Here is a 16521-nt window from a genome sequence, read left to right on the forward strand (position 1 = left end):
ATGGCTTCCCTGGCGGACGATGGTCCGTATATCCTCTCCATCGACAATGGCACGCAAAGCGTGCGCGCGCTGCTGTTCGACCGGGACGGCAAGCTGGCGGCCAAGGCGCAAGTGTTCCTGGAAGCGTACTATTCCGACCACCCCGGCTGGGCCGAGCATGACGCCGACGGCTACTGGCAAGCCGTGTGCGAAGCATGCCAGCAGCTGTGGCGCGGCACGGACATCAATAAATCCTCGGTGGCCGGCGTGGCCGTGACCACGCAGCGCGGCACGGTCGTCAACGTGGACGAAGAGGGGCAGCCCTTGCGGCCCGCCATCACCTGGCTGGACCAGCGCAGCACGCGCGACATCCCGCAACTGGCGCCATGGTGGCGCGCCGCCTTCCGCGCCACGCGCCTCGATGGCACGATCGCGTACTTCCGCCGCGAGGCCGAGATCAACTGGATCAGCGCGCACCAGCCCGACATCTGGCGCCGCACGCACAAATTCCTGCTGTTGTCGGGCTTCTTGAACCATCGCCTCTGCGGGCGCTACGTCGATTCGACCGGCTCGCAAGTGGCGTACATCCCGTTCGACTACAAGCGCCATGCGTGGGCCGGGCGCTTCGACTGGAAGTGGCAGGCGCTGGCGATCAAGCGCTCCATGCTGCCCGAGCTGGTGACGCCGGGCACGCGCATGGGCGCCATCACGGCATCCGCCGCCGCCGCGACGGGCATCCCGGAAGGCACGCCCCTGCTGGCGGCGGCCGCCGACAAGGCGTGCGAAGTGCTGGGCGCCGGCTGCGTCGAACCCCACGTGGCGTGCCTGAGCTACGGCACCACGGCCACCATCAACACGACCAACCGCAAGTACGTGGAAGTGACGCGCTTCATTCCACCGTATCCGGCCGCCATGCCGGGCGCCTACAGCACGGAAGTGCAGATCTTCCGCGGCTACTGGATGGTCAACTGGTTCAAGGAGCAGTTCGGCGACCGCGAGCGGGCGGCCGCCGCCGAAGACGGCACGGGCCTGTCCGCCGAAGCGCTGTTCGACCGCCTGGTCGACGCCGTGCCGCCCGGATCCATGGGCCTGATGCTGCAGCCGTACTGGAGTCCCGGCATCAAGGTGCCGGGCCCGGAAGCGAAGGGCGCCATGATCGGCTTTGGCGACGTGCACACGCGCGCGCACATCTACCGCGCCATCCTCGAAGGCCTCGCGTATGCGCTGCGCGAAGGCAAGGAGCGCATCGAGCAGCGCAGCGGCATCGCCATCACGGAGCTGCGCATCGCGGGCGGCGGTTCGCAAAGCGACTCTGCCATGCAGCTGACGGCCGACATCTTCGGCTTGCCGGCCGCGCGCGCCCACGTGTATGAAAGTTCGGGCCTGGGCGCGGCCATCGCCGCCGCCGTGGGCCTGGGCTGGCATGCGGACTTTCCCGCCGCCGTGCAGGCGATGACGCGCAAGGGCAAGGTATTCCAGCCGCATCCCGAGCACCGCAAGATCTACGAACAGCTGTACCGGCGCGTGTACCGCAAGATGTATGCGCGGCTGCAGCCCCTGTACCGCGAGATCGCCGACATCACAGGCTATCCGGAATAACTACGCATTAAATCGTATTGCGAATCATTCGCATTTTGATATATGATGTGTTCCGCATTTCACTAAGGCAACTTATCCCGGTGACTGCAGTGCGCCGCCGGCCATGCGCCGGCGGCGTGTCCGCGCGGGCAGAGTTTCGCCGCAACGCTTCCTTCAACGCCGCCGCTTGATCGTGCATCGCCTTCCTCTGCCCCAGCATTTTTTCATTCCAGAAGCATCAAGCAGTAAGCAAACCCAGGCAAGGATAGCGATGAAGAGCAGCAAAAATGGATTGACCCCGCTGGCCGCCGCGCTGGCGCTGGCATTGGGCGGCGCGCACGGCCATGCGTGGGCAGCGGCGATGGCCGACAAGGCCGACGCCGTGCAGATGCCCGCCATCAGCGTGTTTGGCGACGCCATCAGCGCCGGCACGGCCGGCCGTTCGTACATCAACAGCGCCGATATCGAACGCCAGCAGGCCGACAATGTCGCGTCCTTGCTCGACACCTTGCCTGGCGTGGACCTGGCCGGCACGGCACGTCCCAGCGGCCAGAGTCTCAATATCTGGGGCTTCAATAAAGTCCAGGACGTGAAAGTCATCCTCGACGGCGTGCCCAAGGGCTTTGAAAAATACCGCCAGGGTTCCATCTTCATCGAGCCGGAATTGATCAAGCAGATCGAAGTGAACAAGGGCGCGCATACGAGCTTGTACGGCAATGGCGGCTTCGGCGGCGTCATCACGGTCGAGACCAAGGATGCGCAAGACTTGCTGGAAGGCGGCGAGAAAGTGGGCGCCATGCTCAAGTACTCGCGTCATTCGAACAATGCGGAAAACGACGCCACCGTGGCCGTCTACGGCCGCACGGAAGATGGCCGCTTCGATGCGATGGCCTTCACCACGCAGCGCAAGTCCGACGATTTGCGCAAACCAGATGGCAAGCCATTCCGCTTTTCCGCCATCGACGCGCCATCGAGCCTGGCCAAGCTGAATATCCGTTTGACGCCGGAACAGCTCCTGACCCTGACGGCGATGAAGAGCGGCAGCACGGGCTGGGGCCCGTTCGCCGCCATGGGCGAGGACGTGCCCACGCCGACCGAGGCGGAGATCCGCAAGTACGGACTGGAAGAGGCGTGGCAGCGCAAGGCCGTATACCGCGACCAGGACGACGATACGTATTCCGTGAAGTGGCAGTACGCGCCGCAGGACAATCCATGGATCAAGCTGACGGCCAGCGCCGGCTATTCGCATACGGACCAGCATGACAAGCGCCTGCCGTCCGCTTCGCTGGGCTCCTACCTGGGATCCCTGGGCAACGAGAGCTGGGCCTCGTACGTGGACCGCATTGCGGAGGTGCGCAACGAAAGCGTGTTTGCGACGGGTGCCATTTCGCACGTGTTGCTAACGGGCCTGCAATGGCACAAGAACGTGCGCGACACCCTGATGTACTACCCGTCGTCGACGGCGCTGAAGGATCCCAGCTACAACTACGGCTACTTCCAGCCTTACTACATGCCAGCCGGGCGCCAGGAAACCACGGGCCTGTATCTGCAGGATGCGATGACGTATGGCGACCTGACGGTGACGGCGGCGCTGCGCCACGACCGGGTCGTTTCCGAGGGCGTGCCGAACAAGGCGTCGCGCTACAACAGCCCGCTGGCGGCGGCTGGCCACGACTTCAGCGAAAAGACGCACGAGGACTGGTCTCCCCGCCTGGGCCTGTTCTGGAAGGCGTCGGGCAGCGTGGCGCTGTTCGGCGACTTGAGCCGCACCTGGCGCGCGCCGACGATCGACGAGATGTATTCGAACGAATACTATGTGTCGTCCAGGCTCGGTTCATCGACACCGGGCACCAGCCGCGACCTGGCCGTCGAGCGGGTGACGGCCGTGCGCACGGGCGTCATGCTGCATCGGCAGAACGTATTCATGGAGCGCGACGACGTGCAGTTGCGCCTGACGGCGTACCGCAACAAGGTCAGCGACAATATCGGCCCGCGCCTGGGCATCCTGATCGAAGGCTATGTGCCGGGATCGGGCAAGGTGCCGCCAGCCCTGTCGTCGTACCGCAATCTGGCCGGTTTCCACACGCAGGGCGTGGAAGTCGAGTCCTACTACAACTCGCCGCGCCTGTTTGCCAGCGCTTCGTTGTCGAAGCAGCGCGGCACGCGCACCGGTTCCCAGCGCGACCCGTGGGGCCAGGACGAACCCGTGTCGACCATCGCGCCGGATAAATTGATGGCGGGCCTGGGCTGGCGCATGCCCGACCTCGGGGCCAGCATCGGCTGGCAGGGCCGCTTCGTGGCGAAGCAGGAGCGCGTCCTGCCGGTGGGGAATGTCTACCGCCTGCCGCCATCGAAAGGCTATGCGCTGCACACCCTGTTCGCTTCGTGGCATGGCAGGCAGGGAGTGTGGCGTGGCACGGAAGTACGCTTGACGGTCGATAATGTCTTCAACCGCAACTACATGCCGTACCTGAGTGAAGCCGTGACGGGCGTGGGGCGCAATGCGAAGCTGAGCGTGTCGAGAAAGTTCTAACGTAAAACGAGCGCCTTGACCGTTTCCCAGGCCGTGCTGCCCGACTGCGTGGCGCGCACCTGGTTGCGCCCCTCTTCCTTGGCCACGTACAGGGCGCGGTCGGCGGCGACGAACAGCACCTTGCGGTCGTCCAGCTGGTGCGGGTGGATGGTCGCCACGCCGATGCTGACGGTGATCCATGGCGAGGTGCCAGATCGGGGGTGCGGCAATTGCAGTGCCTCGATGTGCGCGCGGATGGCTTCGGCCAGGTGCAGGGCGCTTTCGGCATCCGTGTCGGCGAACAGCAGGACGAATTCCTCGCCGCCGTAGCGGGCCGCCAGGTCGCCCGGGCGGGCGGCGTGCGAGGCGATGGCTTGCGCCACCTGCTGCAGGCAGCTGTCGCCGGCCGGGTGGCCCAGGCTGTCGTTGTACAGCTTGAAGTGGTCGACGTCGAGCACCACCAGCGACAGGGCGCCGCCGCCGCGCACGGCGCGCTGCCATTCCTTTTCCAGGAAGCTGTCGAAATGCCTGCGGTTGGCGATTTTTGTCAGCGGATCGAGGTAGGCGGCGCGCTGCAAGGCGTCTTCCGACTGCTTGTGGTGCGTGATGTCGTGCAGCAGGCCGATATACAGGGGCTGGCGCAGATACATGGGCGTCAGGGTCAGGTCCATGCACAGTGTCTCGCCGTTACGGTGGCGGATCGCCACTTCGCGCGTGCCGTGGTTGTGCGCCTTCTCGGGATTGGCCGCGTACATGGCGAAGTAATCGAGGTATTCCTGCGTCACCAGGGGGCTGAGCAGTTCGCCGATGGAGCGTCCGGCCAGTTCGTTTTCGCGGTAGCCCAGGTACTGGTCGCAAGCCGGGTTGGTGTACTGGATGCGGCCATCGGCTTCGATGATCAGCAAGCCCTCGGCCATGTTGTTGACGATGGTGCGCAGGCGCTCGGCCTGTTCCTGCTGGTTTTCATTGTTGCTGCGGATTTGCAGCTGGGCGCGCGCGCGCGCGCACACTTCGGCCATGCGCAGCGGCTTGCTGATGTAGTCGACGGCGCCGCAGTCGAAGCCGGCCACCACGTCTTCCGTTTCCGTCTTGGCGCTCATGAAGATGACGGGAATGCGCTGCGTCAGCGGATGCTGCTTCAGGCGGCGGCACGTTTCGATGCCGTCCATGTCCGGCATCAGCACGTCGAGCAGGATCAGGTCCGGGTGGGCGCGCTGGGCGATCGCCAGCGCCCGCTCGCCGGACGTGGCGACATAGGTTTGATAACCCTGTTCGCTCATCAGCTTGCGCAGCAGCTCAAGGTTGGCCGGCGCATCATCGACAATCAAAATGGCGGCGTTGCGCCTCTGGGAATGCTCCACACTGCCTGGACTCATTGCTTCCGGCCTTCTCGATGTACTTTGCGATGCCAGCGTTTGCTACACTTTAAGTGATGCTGACTGGGTTCAAATCGGATACAGCGGTCAAATCATACCGCTTTGCTAATTTTTTGGGTGGAAAAATCGATGGTGCACGAGGCGGTAAAATATTATTATTTTAATATTTTTATGAATAAATACACGCAGTTGCCATCGTGAAGGCGGTTTTTAGCGGAAAAGATGCGTGCCCCCTGGTGCCGGGGGCAGCAGTGACACGCCCCGCGGCAGGCGGGGCGTGAAGAGGTGAATTACATTTTTGCGGCGATCAGTTTGCCCAGGATGGCGATGCCTTCGCGGATACGTTCCGGCGGCACCGTCACGAATGACAGGCGCAAGGTGTGCGTTTCCGGCGTGTTCGCGTAGAACGGCGCGCCCGGCACGAAGGCGACCTTGTTGGCGATGGCTTCATCGAGCAGTGTCATCGCGTCGATGTGTTTCGGCAGGGTGACCCAGATGAACATGCCGCCTTCCGGTCTGGTCCACGTAACGCCGGCCGGGAAATGCTCTTCCAGCGCCGACAGCATGGCCTGGCACTGGTTGCCGTACAGGCTGCGGATGCTGGGGATATGGCGGTCCAGGAAGCCATCCTTGATCACTTCATGCACGACCATCTGCGTCAGCTGCGACGTGTGCAGGTCGGCCGCCTGCTTGGCCAGTTCCAGGCGGCGCACCAGCGGCATCGGCGCCACCACGTAGCCGAGGCGGATGCCCGGCGTGAGCACTTTCGAGAATGAGCCCATGTAGATCACGCCGTCCGGATTCATGTTGATCATCTTCGGATACGGCTCGCCGCTGTAGCTCAGGGCGCCGTACGGATCATCCTCGATCAGCGGCAGGCCGTGGCGGGCGCAGGTTTCCACCAGCTCCACGCGGCGCGCCACGGACAGGCTGCGTCCCGTCGGGTTCTGGAAGTTCGGCAGTGCGTACAGCAGGCGCGCGCCATCGGCGACGGGGTTGACCGACGACGGCACCAGGCCTTCGTCATCGGTGTCGACGGAAACGAATTCGGGACGGTAGACGGAAAACGCCTGCAGGGCGCCCAGGTAGCTGGGGGTTTCCACCAGAACCTTGCTGCCTTCGTCGATCAGGACCTTGCCCAGCAAGTCCAGCGCCTGCTGCGAGCCGGACGTCATCAGCACCTGTTCCGGCATGATGGTGCTGCCGTTGCTGGAGAGCGAGTCGGCGATCCACTGGCGCAGCGGCAGGTAGCCGTCGGTCGGGCCGTATTGCAGGGCCACTTTGCCATTGTTCGACAGGACCTTGTCGAAGGCGGTCTTCATTTCTTCCACGGGGAAGGTGGCGGGCGAGGGCAGGCCGCCGGCAAACGAGATGATCTCGGGACGCTGCGTGATCTTCAGGATTTCGCGGATGAACGAGCTTTGCAGCTGTTCCGCGCGTTCGGCAAAGCGCCATTGGATCGGATTCGGATTTTCAATTTTCATACGAGTCTCACAGAAGATGCCGAGCTGCGCCGGCTGGATTTGTTGGCCCGCTTGTGGCGGTGCGTGCGCAAGCGGCGCCGGATAGGCGTCGCCATGGTGCTGCGGTATTGTACGGCTTGCACGCTGCTCTGCCCATCCGCACGCGCAACGGCGTTGCAAATGGGCGTCAAGGCACTTTACTTCAGCTTGCGTCCTATGCCTACGACGGCGATCACGGCGCCGGCAAACAGCAGGCTTTCACCCGTCAACGGCTCGTTCAGCAGCACGGCCGCGCCCACCAGGGTGAGGAAAGGCTGCAGCAGCTGCGTTTGTCCCACGCGCGCCACGCCGCCCAGCGCCATGCCCCGGTACCAGAAAAAGAAGCCGATAAACATGGAAAACACGGAAATGTAGGCAAAGCCCAGCCAGGCCGCGCCGCTGGCCTGCGCCATCAGCGCGCGCTGCGGCCAGGCATTCCACAGTACCACGGGCAAGACAAAAGGCACGGCCAGCAGCAGGGCCCAGGAAATCACATGCTGGCCCGGCATCGCTTGCGCCAGGCGCCCCCCTTCGGCATAGCCGAGTGCAGCCAGCAGAACGGCGGCAAAGATCAGCCAGTCGGCCAGGTGGAAGCTGCCGCCGCCCTGGCGCAGCGCGAAGGCCACCACCAGCGCCGTGCCGAGCAGGGCCATCAGCCAGAAACCCGGCGATGGGCGTTCCTTGCCGCGCAGCACGGCAAACACGGCGGTGGCCAGCGGCAGGATGCCCACCAGCACGGCGCCATGCGAGGCGGGCAGGCTGCGCATGGCGATCGAGGTCAGCCAGGGAAAACCCAGCACGCAGCCCAGCGACACGAGCGCCAGCGGCAGCCACTGTTCGCGGCGCGGCATAGGCGCGCGCTGCTGCCATAGCCACAGGCCGGCCAGGACGGCGGCCACCAGGGCGCGGCCCAGGGCGACAAAAGTGGGGTCGAGTTCGGCCACGGCCAGCCGCGTAAAGGGCAGGGTCAGGCTGAAGAGGGCGACGGCGATCAAGCCCAGCAACAGGCCTGTGCGGTCGGCGCCGAGGCGCGGGAGGGAACTGGGGGAGGTGGTGGCGTGCGATGGCATGGCTGTCCTGGTGCGGGTGGCGTGGAATAAAGACGGGCAGATGCGGATGAATGCGCCCGGTACTGCTATCCTAGGGCTCAATAGCAATACAGTACAAATACACTTTCACGCATAATTCCACATACTGTCATGGTCATATGAGCAATACACTTCCCTTGTTGTCACGCGCCTCGGGCGAAACCCTGATCGACCAGATCACGCGCTCGCTGGCGGCGCGCATCGACGACAAGCTGCTGCGCGGCGGCGCGCGCATGCCCTCGATCCGCCAGTGCGCCGCCAGCCTGGACGTGTCGTGCGCCACGGTGGTGGCCAGCTACGACAAGCTGGTGGCGCGCGGTTACCTGGAATCGCGGCGCGGCGCCGGCTTTTTCGTGCGCGAGCGCTCGCCCCTGAATACGCCGGCGCCGCCCGCTGGCGCACAGGAAGCGGTGGCGCAGCCGATGGACGTGGTGTGGCTGATCCGTAACATGTTCCGCCAGACGCCGGCCATCCCCGCGCCCGGCACCGGCATGCTGCCTGCCGAGTGGCTCGATGGCGACCTGGTGGCGCGCGCCTTGCGCGACGTCAGCCGCCAGCCTGGCAGTTTGCTGCTGGGCTACGGCACGCCGCAGGGTTTCCTGCCCCTGCGCCAGCAGTTGCAACTGAAGCTGGCAGGACTGGAAATCGCCTGTCCGCCCGAGCAGATCGTCACCACGGTGGGCGTGATGCAGGCGCTGGACCTGGTGGCGCGCGAGTTCGCCCGCCCCGGCGACACCATTTTCGTCGACGATCCCGCGTACTGGCTGATGTTCGGCGCCTTTGCCGCCATGGGCATGAACGTCATCGGCATCCCGCGCCTGGGTGACGGCCCCGATATCGCCGTGCTGGCCGAGCTGGCGGCGCTGCACCGTCCCAAGCTGTACGTGATCAACTCGGTGCTGCACAACCCCAGTTCGACCTCGCTGTCGGCGGCCAAGGCGTTCCAGGTGCTGCGCCTGGCCGAACAGCACGATTTCCTCATCGTCGAGGATGACATCTATTGCGACATGCACCCGGGCGCAGCCGGTCTGGTGCAGCCGGCCACGCGCCTGGCCGCGCTGGACCAGCTGCGCCGCGTGATTTACCTGGGCGGCTTTTCCAAGAGCCTGGCGGCGAACCTGCGCGTGGGCTTCATCGCCACGTCGCCGGAGCGGGCGCAGCGCCTGGCCGACCGCAAGATGCTGGCCACCTTGACCACCAGCGATATCGGCGAACGCGTCGTGTATAAGATCCTCTCGCAGGGGCTGTACCGCAAGCATGCGGAGCGCCTGCGCGCGCGGCTCGACAAGGTGCGCGAGGGTACGTACCGCAAGGTCGAACAGGCGGGCTTGCGTTTCGATCCCGCACCGGCCGGCATGTTCGTGTGGGCCGATGCGGGCTGCGACACGAATGTCCTGGCCGAGAAGGCGCTGGCCGAGGGGCTGGTGCTGGCGCCGGGCAGCCTGTTTTCACCACGCCAGCTGCCGTCGACCCGCATGCGCCTGAACCTGGCCACGGTGCAGGACGAGCGCATCTGGGCGTTTTTCGCCCGCGCACTGGGCTAAAACAGCACATTTACCGGGGGCTCTTGAAATCGCTTGTACCATCCCCAACTCCGTAGAATCCGTCCCATCCACAAGACTATGAGGTAAAAATGGCTGTCTCCGAAAAGCAAACCCTGGGTTTTCAGACCGAAGTGAAGCAAATGCTGCACCTGATGATCCATTCCCTGTACTCGAACAAGGAAATCTTCCTGCGCGAATTGATCTCGAACGCGTCCGACGCGGCCGACAAATTGCGCTTTGAAGCGATCGATAACGATGCCCTGTACGGCAACGATCACGAATTGAAGATCAAGGTCAGCTTCGACAAGGATGCGCGCACCATCACCATTTCCGACAATGGCATCGGCATGACCCGTGACGAGGCGATCTCGCACCTGGGCACCATCGCCAAGTCGGGCACCAAAGAATTCTTCGGCAAGCTGTCGGGCGACCAGCAGCAGGATGCGGCCCTGATCGGCCAGTTCGGCGTGGGCTTCTATTCGGGCTTCATCGTCGCCGACAAGATCACCGTCGAAACGCGCCGCGCCGGCGTGGACGCTTCCGAAGGCGTGCGCTGGGAGTCGGCCGGCGAAGGCGATTACAGCATCGAATCGATCGACAAGCCGTCGCGCGGCACGGACATCATCCTGCACCTGCGCGAAGGCGAGGACGAATTGCTGTCGAGCTGGAAGATCAAGTCCATCATCCGCAAATACTCGGACCATATCTCGCTGCCGATCGTGATGCAGAAGGAAGAGTGGGACGACGAGAAAAAAGAAACCGTCCTGAAGGACGAATTCGAAACCGTCAACCAGGCCAGCGCCCTGTGGGCCCGCAACAAGGCCGACATCACGCCGGAACAGTACGACGAATTCTACAAGCACGTGTCGCACGACTTCCAGTCGCCGCTGACGCACACGCACAACCGCGTGGAAGGCCGCAGCGAATACACGCAGCTGCTGTACATTCCGGCCAAGGCGCCGTTCGACATGTGGGACCGCAACAAGCGCGGCGGCATCAAGCTGTACGTCAAGCGCGTCTTCATCATGGACGATGCCGAGCAGCTGATGCCGACCTACCTGCGCTTCGTGCGCGGGGTGATCGACTCGGCCGACCTGCCGCTGAACGTGTCGCGTGAAATCCTGCAGGAGTCGCGCGACGTCAAGGTGATCCGAGAAGGCTCGACCAAGCGCGTGCTGGGCATGCTGGAAGAACTGGCGAACGCCGACGAGCAGGACAAGAAGGACAAGTACGCCGTCTTCTGGAAGGAATTCGGCCAGGTGCTGAAGGAAGGCATCGGCGAAGACGCGGCGAATAAGGAACGCCTGGCCAAGCTGCTGCGCTTTGCGTCGACGGCCAACGACAGCGACGAGCAAATCACCTCGTTCGCCGACTACGTGGTGCGCATGAAGGAAGGCCAGGACAAGATTTACTACGTCACGGCCGACAACTACGCCGCCGCCAAGAACAGCCCGCACCTGGAAATCTTCCGCAAGAAGGGCGTCGAAGTGCTGCTGCTGACGGACCGCGTCGATGAATGGATGCTGTCGTTTATCCAGGACTTCGAAGGCAAGGAACTGGTCTCCGTCGCAAAAGGCGGCCTGGACCTGGGCGCGCTGGAAGACGAAGCGGAAAAGAAAGAGCACGAAGAAACGGAAACCTCGTACGCCGACCTGGTGGGCAAGATGAAGACCGTGCTGGTCGACAAGGCCAAGGACGTGCGCGTGACGTTCCGCCTGACCGATTCGCCAGCCTGCCTGGTGGCCGATGAAAACGAATTGTCGGGCAACCTGCTGCGCATGCTCAAAGCTGCTGGCCAGAGCGCGCCGGAATCGAAGCCGATTTTGGAAATCAACCCGAACCACCCGCTGGTGACGCGCCTGAAATACGAAGATGCCGAAGGCGGCAAGTTCGGCGACTGGGCCAACATCCTGTTCGACCAGGCCATGCTGGCCGAAGGCGGTTCGCTGGCCGACCCGGCCAGTTTCGTGAAACGCCTCAACGAATTGCTGCTCAATTCGGCGAAGTAAACGCCTGGTTGTCGACGTAAGCAAGCCGGCCCTTTCTGCGTGAAAGGGCCGGCTTTTTTTATGCGTGATGTTCAGCGTCGCATGAGCGCGCTTCAAGCCCTGATGGCAGGTACTTGAGGCATAATTGCTTCTTGTTGAATTTAATCCGTCAATGGCCGGCATGGCCGTTGGCGCAGGAGCCTGTCATGTCAGTGAGTACCCGGGATGCCCTTTTGAAAAGTGCAGAGATCCACCTGCGTTCGAAAGGCTACGCCGCTTTCAGTTATGCCGATCTGTCGGAGGAGATCGGCATACGCAAGGCCAGTATTCACCATCATTTCCCCACCAAGGAAAACCTTGGCGTGGCCTTGATCACACAATATATCGAGGTGTTTACCGAGAAGCTGCACGCGATCGACGCGGCGCATGCCGATCCGGTCGAACGCCTGCGCGAGTTCGCCGGGCTGTTTCTGGCCAGCGCCAATGATCATTTGCTGCCGCTGTGCGGCGCGCTCGCGGCCGAAATGGCGGCGCTGCCCGAATCGTTGCAGGTCCTGGGCCGGCGCCTGATGGCGCAGCAGCTGGATTGGATGGAGAAAAATCTCGTGCAGGCGGCGCAGCTGCATGGCTGGACCTTGCAGAAACCTCCGAGGGATTACGCTTTTATGCTGCTCAGCGCCCTCGAAGGCGCCAGCTTTATCGGCTGGGCCCTGGGGCCATCGACCGATCCGCTGGCAGCTTTTCACTACATGCTCGACAATCTGGCGTGAGAATCCTGCGCCTAAATGGTGCAGCCGGCCACGCCACAGGCCTGGCCGGCAAATGCCGCCAGGTTCACCTGGGACCGGGCATGCATTTTTTCCAGCGCCTGCTGGAACACCTCTTGCGGCTGGGCGCCAGAAATAGGCGTGCCATTGCCAAAGACGAACAGCGGTACGCCGGAAGCCATGCGCGAGGCGCCGCGTTCATCGTCCTGCACCTGCTGGCGCAATTGCGGTGTCGACCATGCGCGCTTCACCATTTCGGCAGGCACTCCCGCTTGCGCCGCGAGTAGCGCAAGGGAGTCGCGGTCGAATAGCGACTTGCCATGCGAAATACTCTGCTCATAAAGCACTTCGACCAGGCGTTGTCGCAAGGCCTCGTCGTCGACTGCCTTGACGAGCATGTGCGCGTCCATGGTGTCGCCAAACAGCATGGTGTCGAAGCGGTAGTCCAGGCCTTCCGCCACCCCATGCGATTGAACCGAATACATCATTCCTTCGGCGGCCATCGGATCGCGGAACTTTTTCAGCAAGGCTGCCTTGATCGGTTCGGCTTGATAGTCCGGCGCAATGCGGTAAGCGCGCAAGTTGACCTGCACTGCGTCTTTGTGTTCGAAAGCGGCAAGGGCCTTGTCGAAGCGGCGCTTGGCAATCCAGCACCAAGGGCAGACAAAATCGGACCAGATATCGACGACGAGCGTCGTTGTGTTGCTGTTCATGGTTTTTCCTTGAATGGCCGGCTTGGCACGCGTACATGCCAAGCCGGATGACGCGGCTGTATCAAGCCTTGTCGAAAGCGTCCAGCACGTGGGTGCTGTACACAACAGCGGCGCCTGCATTGAGGTTGATCGCCACCCCGAGCGCTTCGGCAATTTCTTCCACGGTCACGCCGAGTTTCTTGGCGGCGGCAGCGTGGAAAGCGATACAGCCATCGCAGCGCGTGGTGACGGCCACTGCCAGCGAGATCAGTTCCCGCGTCTTCGCATCGAGATGGTTGGTCTTGTCGCCAGCGCCGCCCAGTGCGGCGATGCCTTTCATGGTGTCGGGCGTCAGTGCATTGAGTTGCATCGCACGTGTGTTGATGTCTTGCCGAGCTTGTTTCCAGTCTTCCATAATTTCCTCACTATGTATGCGCTTGCGCGCGGGTTGGTGGTCCGGCAACTCCCGGATGGGAATCAGGCCTCGATAATTTCCAGCTTGGGCAGCATGCGGATGGCCTTCGAGAAATTGGCCAGGTTGACCGAGGTCTTGGTCACGGCTTGGTGCAGCGCCTCGACGCGCTCGCGCGAGGCATCCGTACGCAGCCGCACCACGTAGCTGACTTCGTCGTAGCCGGGATTGACGCTGTCGTCCAGGCCGAGGAAGCCGCGCAGATCCAGCTTGCCGTCCGTTTCGATCTCCAGGCTGTGCACGGTGATGCCCATGGAAGCCGCATTGGCGGCGTAACCCACTGAAAGGCAGGCGTTGAGGGCGGCCATCAGCAGCTCTTGCGGATTCGGCGCCGTGTTTTGGCCCAGTAATTCATGCGGTTCGTCGGAGGCGATCTCGAAATGGCGCGCATACTGTTCACCGCCCAGGACATAGTGGCTGACGGTGGCCACGCTGCGCGTCTGATGTTGCCATTTGGTCTTGACGTTGAAGCGCGCTTCGCCCTTGTCTGGATGGTCTGCCACGCCTTGCGCAAATTGTTGCAATGCTTCCACGTTAATGCCATTGAGCATGTTGGCACTGGCCGCTGCACGGTAGGCTGGGTAGTCGGTGTAGCCCTGGGACAGGGCGCCGCTGACGCCGTAGTAGGTCGCGCGGTCGCTGTCGGCCAGCGGCCAGTTGTTTTGCATGCGCTCCACCAGATCCGGGTTGGCGATGAACGGCATGCCGAAGGCGATGAGGTCAAGGTCGCCTTTTTCCAGCTCGCTGCGCGCCACTTCCTGGGTGAAGCCGCCCGCGCCGATCAAGGTGCCATGGTAGTCCTGGCGGAATTGCGCGCCAAAGCCGGGTGGCACTTCCGCCGCCGTGATGGTCGGCTGGTAGTTCAGGTGTACATAGGCCAGCTTCCTGGTATCGAGTGACTGTGCCACGCTGCGCCACACCTGCGCTTCATCGGCATAGGCGCGCATGTCATACAGGCGGCCGAACGGCGAGACGCGCACGCCGACTTTGGCGCTGCCGATGGCGGCCGACATGGCGTCTATCGTTTCAAGCAAAAAGCGCTGGCGGTTGGCTATGCTGCCGCCGTACTGGTCGGTGCGCGTATTGACGGCGCTGCTGAGGAACTGGTCGAACAGGAAACCGTTGGCCGCCATGATTTCGACGCCGTCGAAGCCTGCGGCCATGGCCACCTGCGCGGCATGTACGAAGTCGGCGGTCACGCGTGCAATGTCGTCAACCGTCAGCGCACGCGGCACGCTGGGCAGCACCGGTCCGGCCTGGCCCGGTTCGATCCAGGCATAGACGGTGGTGTTTTCCGCCGCCACGGTACTGGGGCCGACGGGCGCCACGTTGCCAGGCTGGATCGACACATGCGACATGCGGCCCACGTGCCACAGCTGGGCGAAGATCTTGCCGCCGTTGGCATGCACGGCATCGGTGACCTGGCGCCAGCCCTGTCCTTGCGCCGTGCTGTAAATGCCCGGCGTGTACAGGTAGCCGCGGCCCTCATCGGAGACCGGCAAGCCTTCGGTGACGATCAGGCCGGCCGAGGCGCGTTGTGCGTAATACAGTATGGTGAGCACATCGGGATTGTTTTCGAGGGTGCGCGTACGCGTCATCGGCGCCATGACGACGCGGTTGGCCAGGGAAATGCCGGACAGGTCATAGGGGGTAAACAGTTGATGCATGTGATGCCTCGCAAAGGGTCGAATGCGCCGTGGCGCGGAAGGATTGCCGGGTGAAATACCGGGTTTGAAATTAGTCTACCATCTAGTAGGTAGGCAAGTCAACCGATGGCATCTCCAACAGAATCGCTATGATGCGGCTTTGCACCAGACGATACGGATGATGACCATGAAAATTCGCCTGATGGCCGGCCTGGGCGCGCATACGCTGGGCTGCCTGCTGTTTATCGCATTGAGCTGGCTGGGGTTTTATTTGTACACGCAGCTGTTTGGCAGCCTGGGCTCGCGCGGCGTGGCCGGCGGTCTGGCCCTGCTGCTGGTGTTTTACGTGTATGCGGGCACGAATCTGTTGCTGGTGCTGCTGCCGCCCGGCTGGTGGAAGCCTGCGCTGTGCGGTCTGCTGGGTGCGGCCGTGCTCGCGTACCTGCTGCCCCACCATCCGCTGCGAGCCATCTACTTCAGCGTGTTGTCGGGCGGCGTGAGCTGGCTGGCCGTGCTGGCCAGCGTGCGTTTAAGCGGATACCTGCGCGGCTGACAGGCCCGCGAGAAAGGCGGTGACGGCGACGGCTGCCGCTTCCGGCGCCGCCTGCAGCAGCATGTGCGGCGCGGCGATGTCGACCAGTTGCGCGCCTGCTGCCTGCCGCAGTATCTGCACGGCGTTCGCGGGCGGCACCAGGCGGTCGTGGCGGGCGCGCAGATACAGCACGGGCAGGCTGCCGCGCGCGAAGCTGCGCGAGGCATCGGTTTCCAGCACGGCGCGCAGGCGCTGGCGCAGCACGCTGGGCGGTACTTGCGCCAGCGCCGCTGCCAGTTCATCCTGCAACTGCGGCGTGGAGCAGGGCGCCAGCAGCGCCTGGCGCAGAGCGAAGCCGGGCATGGCGCCAAAGGGCACAAGGCCGAGCAAGTGGCGCAGCGGCGCCAGCATCGGGCGCGGATTGCGCACAAACGAACAGCACAGGACCAGGGCGCGCATACCGGGCGGCGGCTCGGCGCGCAGGGCGGCGCCCAGCGGGCCCGAAAACGATTCGGCCAGCACGACGAAGGGGCGGTCCCGCGGCAAGCGCTCGCGCACGAATGCTTCCAGCGCCGCATAATCGAGTGGCGCGGCCGGATAGGCGATGGCTTGGGTGTCGATGGCGGCCTGTGCGCGCAAGGCGGCTTCAAAACGGTGGAATAGCCGTGCCGTGCCATCCATGCCGGGCAGGAGGACAAGCAGGGGCGAGGCGTGGGTTGGTATCGTCATTGCGGCCATCATAACAGCCACGCCGGCACACGCGCCGTCCGCCAGCCGCACCGCATGGGGACTGGCGCCATGCTAGAATCGCCGGCGCGCCATGCGTGGCCGGAATCGCGGTCAAA

General features: G+C 63.6%; 13 protein-coding genes and 1 pseudogene. 6 read left to right on the forward strand and 8 right to left on the reverse strand.

All coding sequences use genetic code 11. The annotated features are described in order from the left end of the window. Both O3297_RS01975 and O3297_RS01980 read left to right on the forward strand, forming a co-directional pair. The gene (locus O3297_RS01975; RefSeq protein WP_305047605.1) at positions 1–1578 is read left to right on the forward strand and encodes an FGGY-family carbohydrate kinase; all 1578 of its coding nucleotides are present in this window, start codon (positions 1–3) and stop codon (positions 1576–1578) included. A 250-nt stretch (positions 1579–1828) separates the two neighbouring features. Continuing rightward, a complete protein-coding gene (locus tag O3297_RS01980; protein WP_305047606.1) occupies positions 1829–4090 on the forward strand; it encodes a TonB-dependent hemoglobin/transferrin/lactoferrin family receptor in 2262 nt (753 codons plus the stop codon). Here O3297_RS01980 and O3297_RS01985 read toward each other — a convergent pair. The 3 genes from O3297_RS01985 to O3297_RS01995 form a co-directional block, all read right to left on the reverse strand. Next, complete coding sequence (locus O3297_RS01985) at positions 4087–5445, reverse strand: diguanylate cyclase domain-containing protein (RefSeq protein WP_305047607.1); 1359 nt, start codon at positions 5443–5445, stop codon at positions 4087–4089. The two genes, O3297_RS01980 and O3297_RS01985, sit on opposite strands and share 4 nt — an antisense overlap. Before the next feature lie 290 nt (positions 5446–5735). After that, the gene (locus O3297_RS01990) at positions 5736–6929 is read right to left on the reverse strand and encodes a PLP-dependent aminotransferase family protein (RefSeq protein WP_070278801.1); all 1194 of its coding nucleotides are present in this window, start codon (positions 6927–6929) and stop codon (positions 5736–5738) included. Between the two features lie 176 nt (positions 6930–7105). Beyond that, positions 7106–8017: a DMT family transporter gene (locus O3297_RS01995; RefSeq protein WP_151093826.1), complete on the reverse strand. Its 912-nt coding sequence runs from the start codon at positions 8015–8017 to the stop codon at positions 7106–7108. Between the two features lie 137 nt (positions 8018–8154). On the opposite strand from O3297_RS01995, the gene O3297_RS02000 reads away from it, so the two are divergent. The 3 genes from O3297_RS02000 to O3297_RS02010 all read left to right on the forward strand — a co-directional run bounded on the left by O3297_RS02000 (position 8155) and on the right by O3297_RS02010 (position 12337). Continuing rightward, a complete protein-coding gene (locus tag O3297_RS02000; RefSeq protein ID WP_225317246.1) occupies positions 8155–9579 on the forward strand; it encodes a PLP-dependent aminotransferase family protein in 1425 nt (474 codons plus the stop codon). A gap of 89 nt (positions 9580–9668) precedes the next feature. Next, positions 9669–11588 carry a molecular chaperone HtpG gene (htpG, locus tag O3297_RS02005; RefSeq protein WP_305047608.1) on the forward strand — a complete coding sequence of 640 codons (1920 nt, stop codon included), beginning with the start codon at positions 9669–9671 and terminating at the stop codon, positions 11586–11588. Between the two features lie 185 nt (positions 11589–11773). Further along, entirely contained in the window at positions 11774–12337 is a 564-nt protein-coding gene (locus O3297_RS02010; protein WP_151093828.1) for a TetR/AcrR family transcriptional regulator, read from the forward strand. 11 nt (positions 12338–12348) lie between these two features. Here O3297_RS02010 and O3297_RS02015 read toward each other — a convergent pair whose 3' ends face one another. From O3297_RS02015 to O3297_RS02030, 4 genes and pseudogenes are all read right to left on the reverse strand, one after another. Beyond that, positions 12349–13047: a DsbA family oxidoreductase gene (locus O3297_RS02015; protein WP_305047609.1), complete on the reverse strand. Its 699-nt coding sequence runs from the start codon at positions 13045–13047 to the stop codon at positions 12349–12351. A gap of 61 nt (positions 13048–13108) precedes the next feature. Beyond that, positions 13109–13441: a carboxymuconolactone decarboxylase family protein gene (locus tag O3297_RS02020; RefSeq protein ID WP_121668995.1), complete on the reverse strand. Its 333-nt coding sequence runs from the start codon at positions 13439–13441 to the stop codon at positions 13109–13111. A gap of 62 nt (positions 13442–13503) precedes the next feature. Beyond that, the gene (locus O3297_RS02025; protein ID WP_305049589.1) at positions 13504–14049 is read right to left on the reverse strand and encodes an OsmC family protein; all 546 of its coding nucleotides are present in this window, start codon (positions 14047–14049) and stop codon (positions 13504–13506) included. A 21-nt stretch (positions 14050–14070) separates the two neighbouring features. After that, a pseudogene (locus tag O3297_RS02030) lies at positions 14071–15165 on the reverse strand (alkene reductase); the annotation flags it as partial. A 166-nt stretch (positions 15166–15331) separates the two neighbouring features. Here O3297_RS02030 and O3297_RS02035 point away from each other — a divergent pair. Then, positions 15332–15697: a hypothetical protein gene (locus O3297_RS02035; protein ID WP_305047610.1), complete on the forward strand. Its 366-nt coding sequence runs from the start codon at positions 15332–15334 to the stop codon at positions 15695–15697. Here O3297_RS02035 and O3297_RS02040 read toward each other — a convergent pair. Further along, positions 15674–16405 carry an alpha/beta fold hydrolase gene (locus tag O3297_RS02040; RefSeq protein WP_305047611.1) on the reverse strand — a complete coding sequence of 244 codons (732 nt, stop codon included), beginning with the start codon at positions 16403–16405 and terminating at the stop codon, positions 15674–15676. The genes O3297_RS02035 and O3297_RS02040 overlap by 24 nt on opposite strands. Positions 16406–16521 lie beyond the last annotated feature (116 nt).

Origin of the sequence: Janthinobacterium sp. SUN128, assembly GCF_030587275.1 — a bacterium.
Taxonomy (GTDB): Bacteria; Pseudomonadota; Gammaproteobacteria; order Burkholderiales; family Burkholderiaceae_D; genus Janthinobacterium; species Janthinobacterium lividum.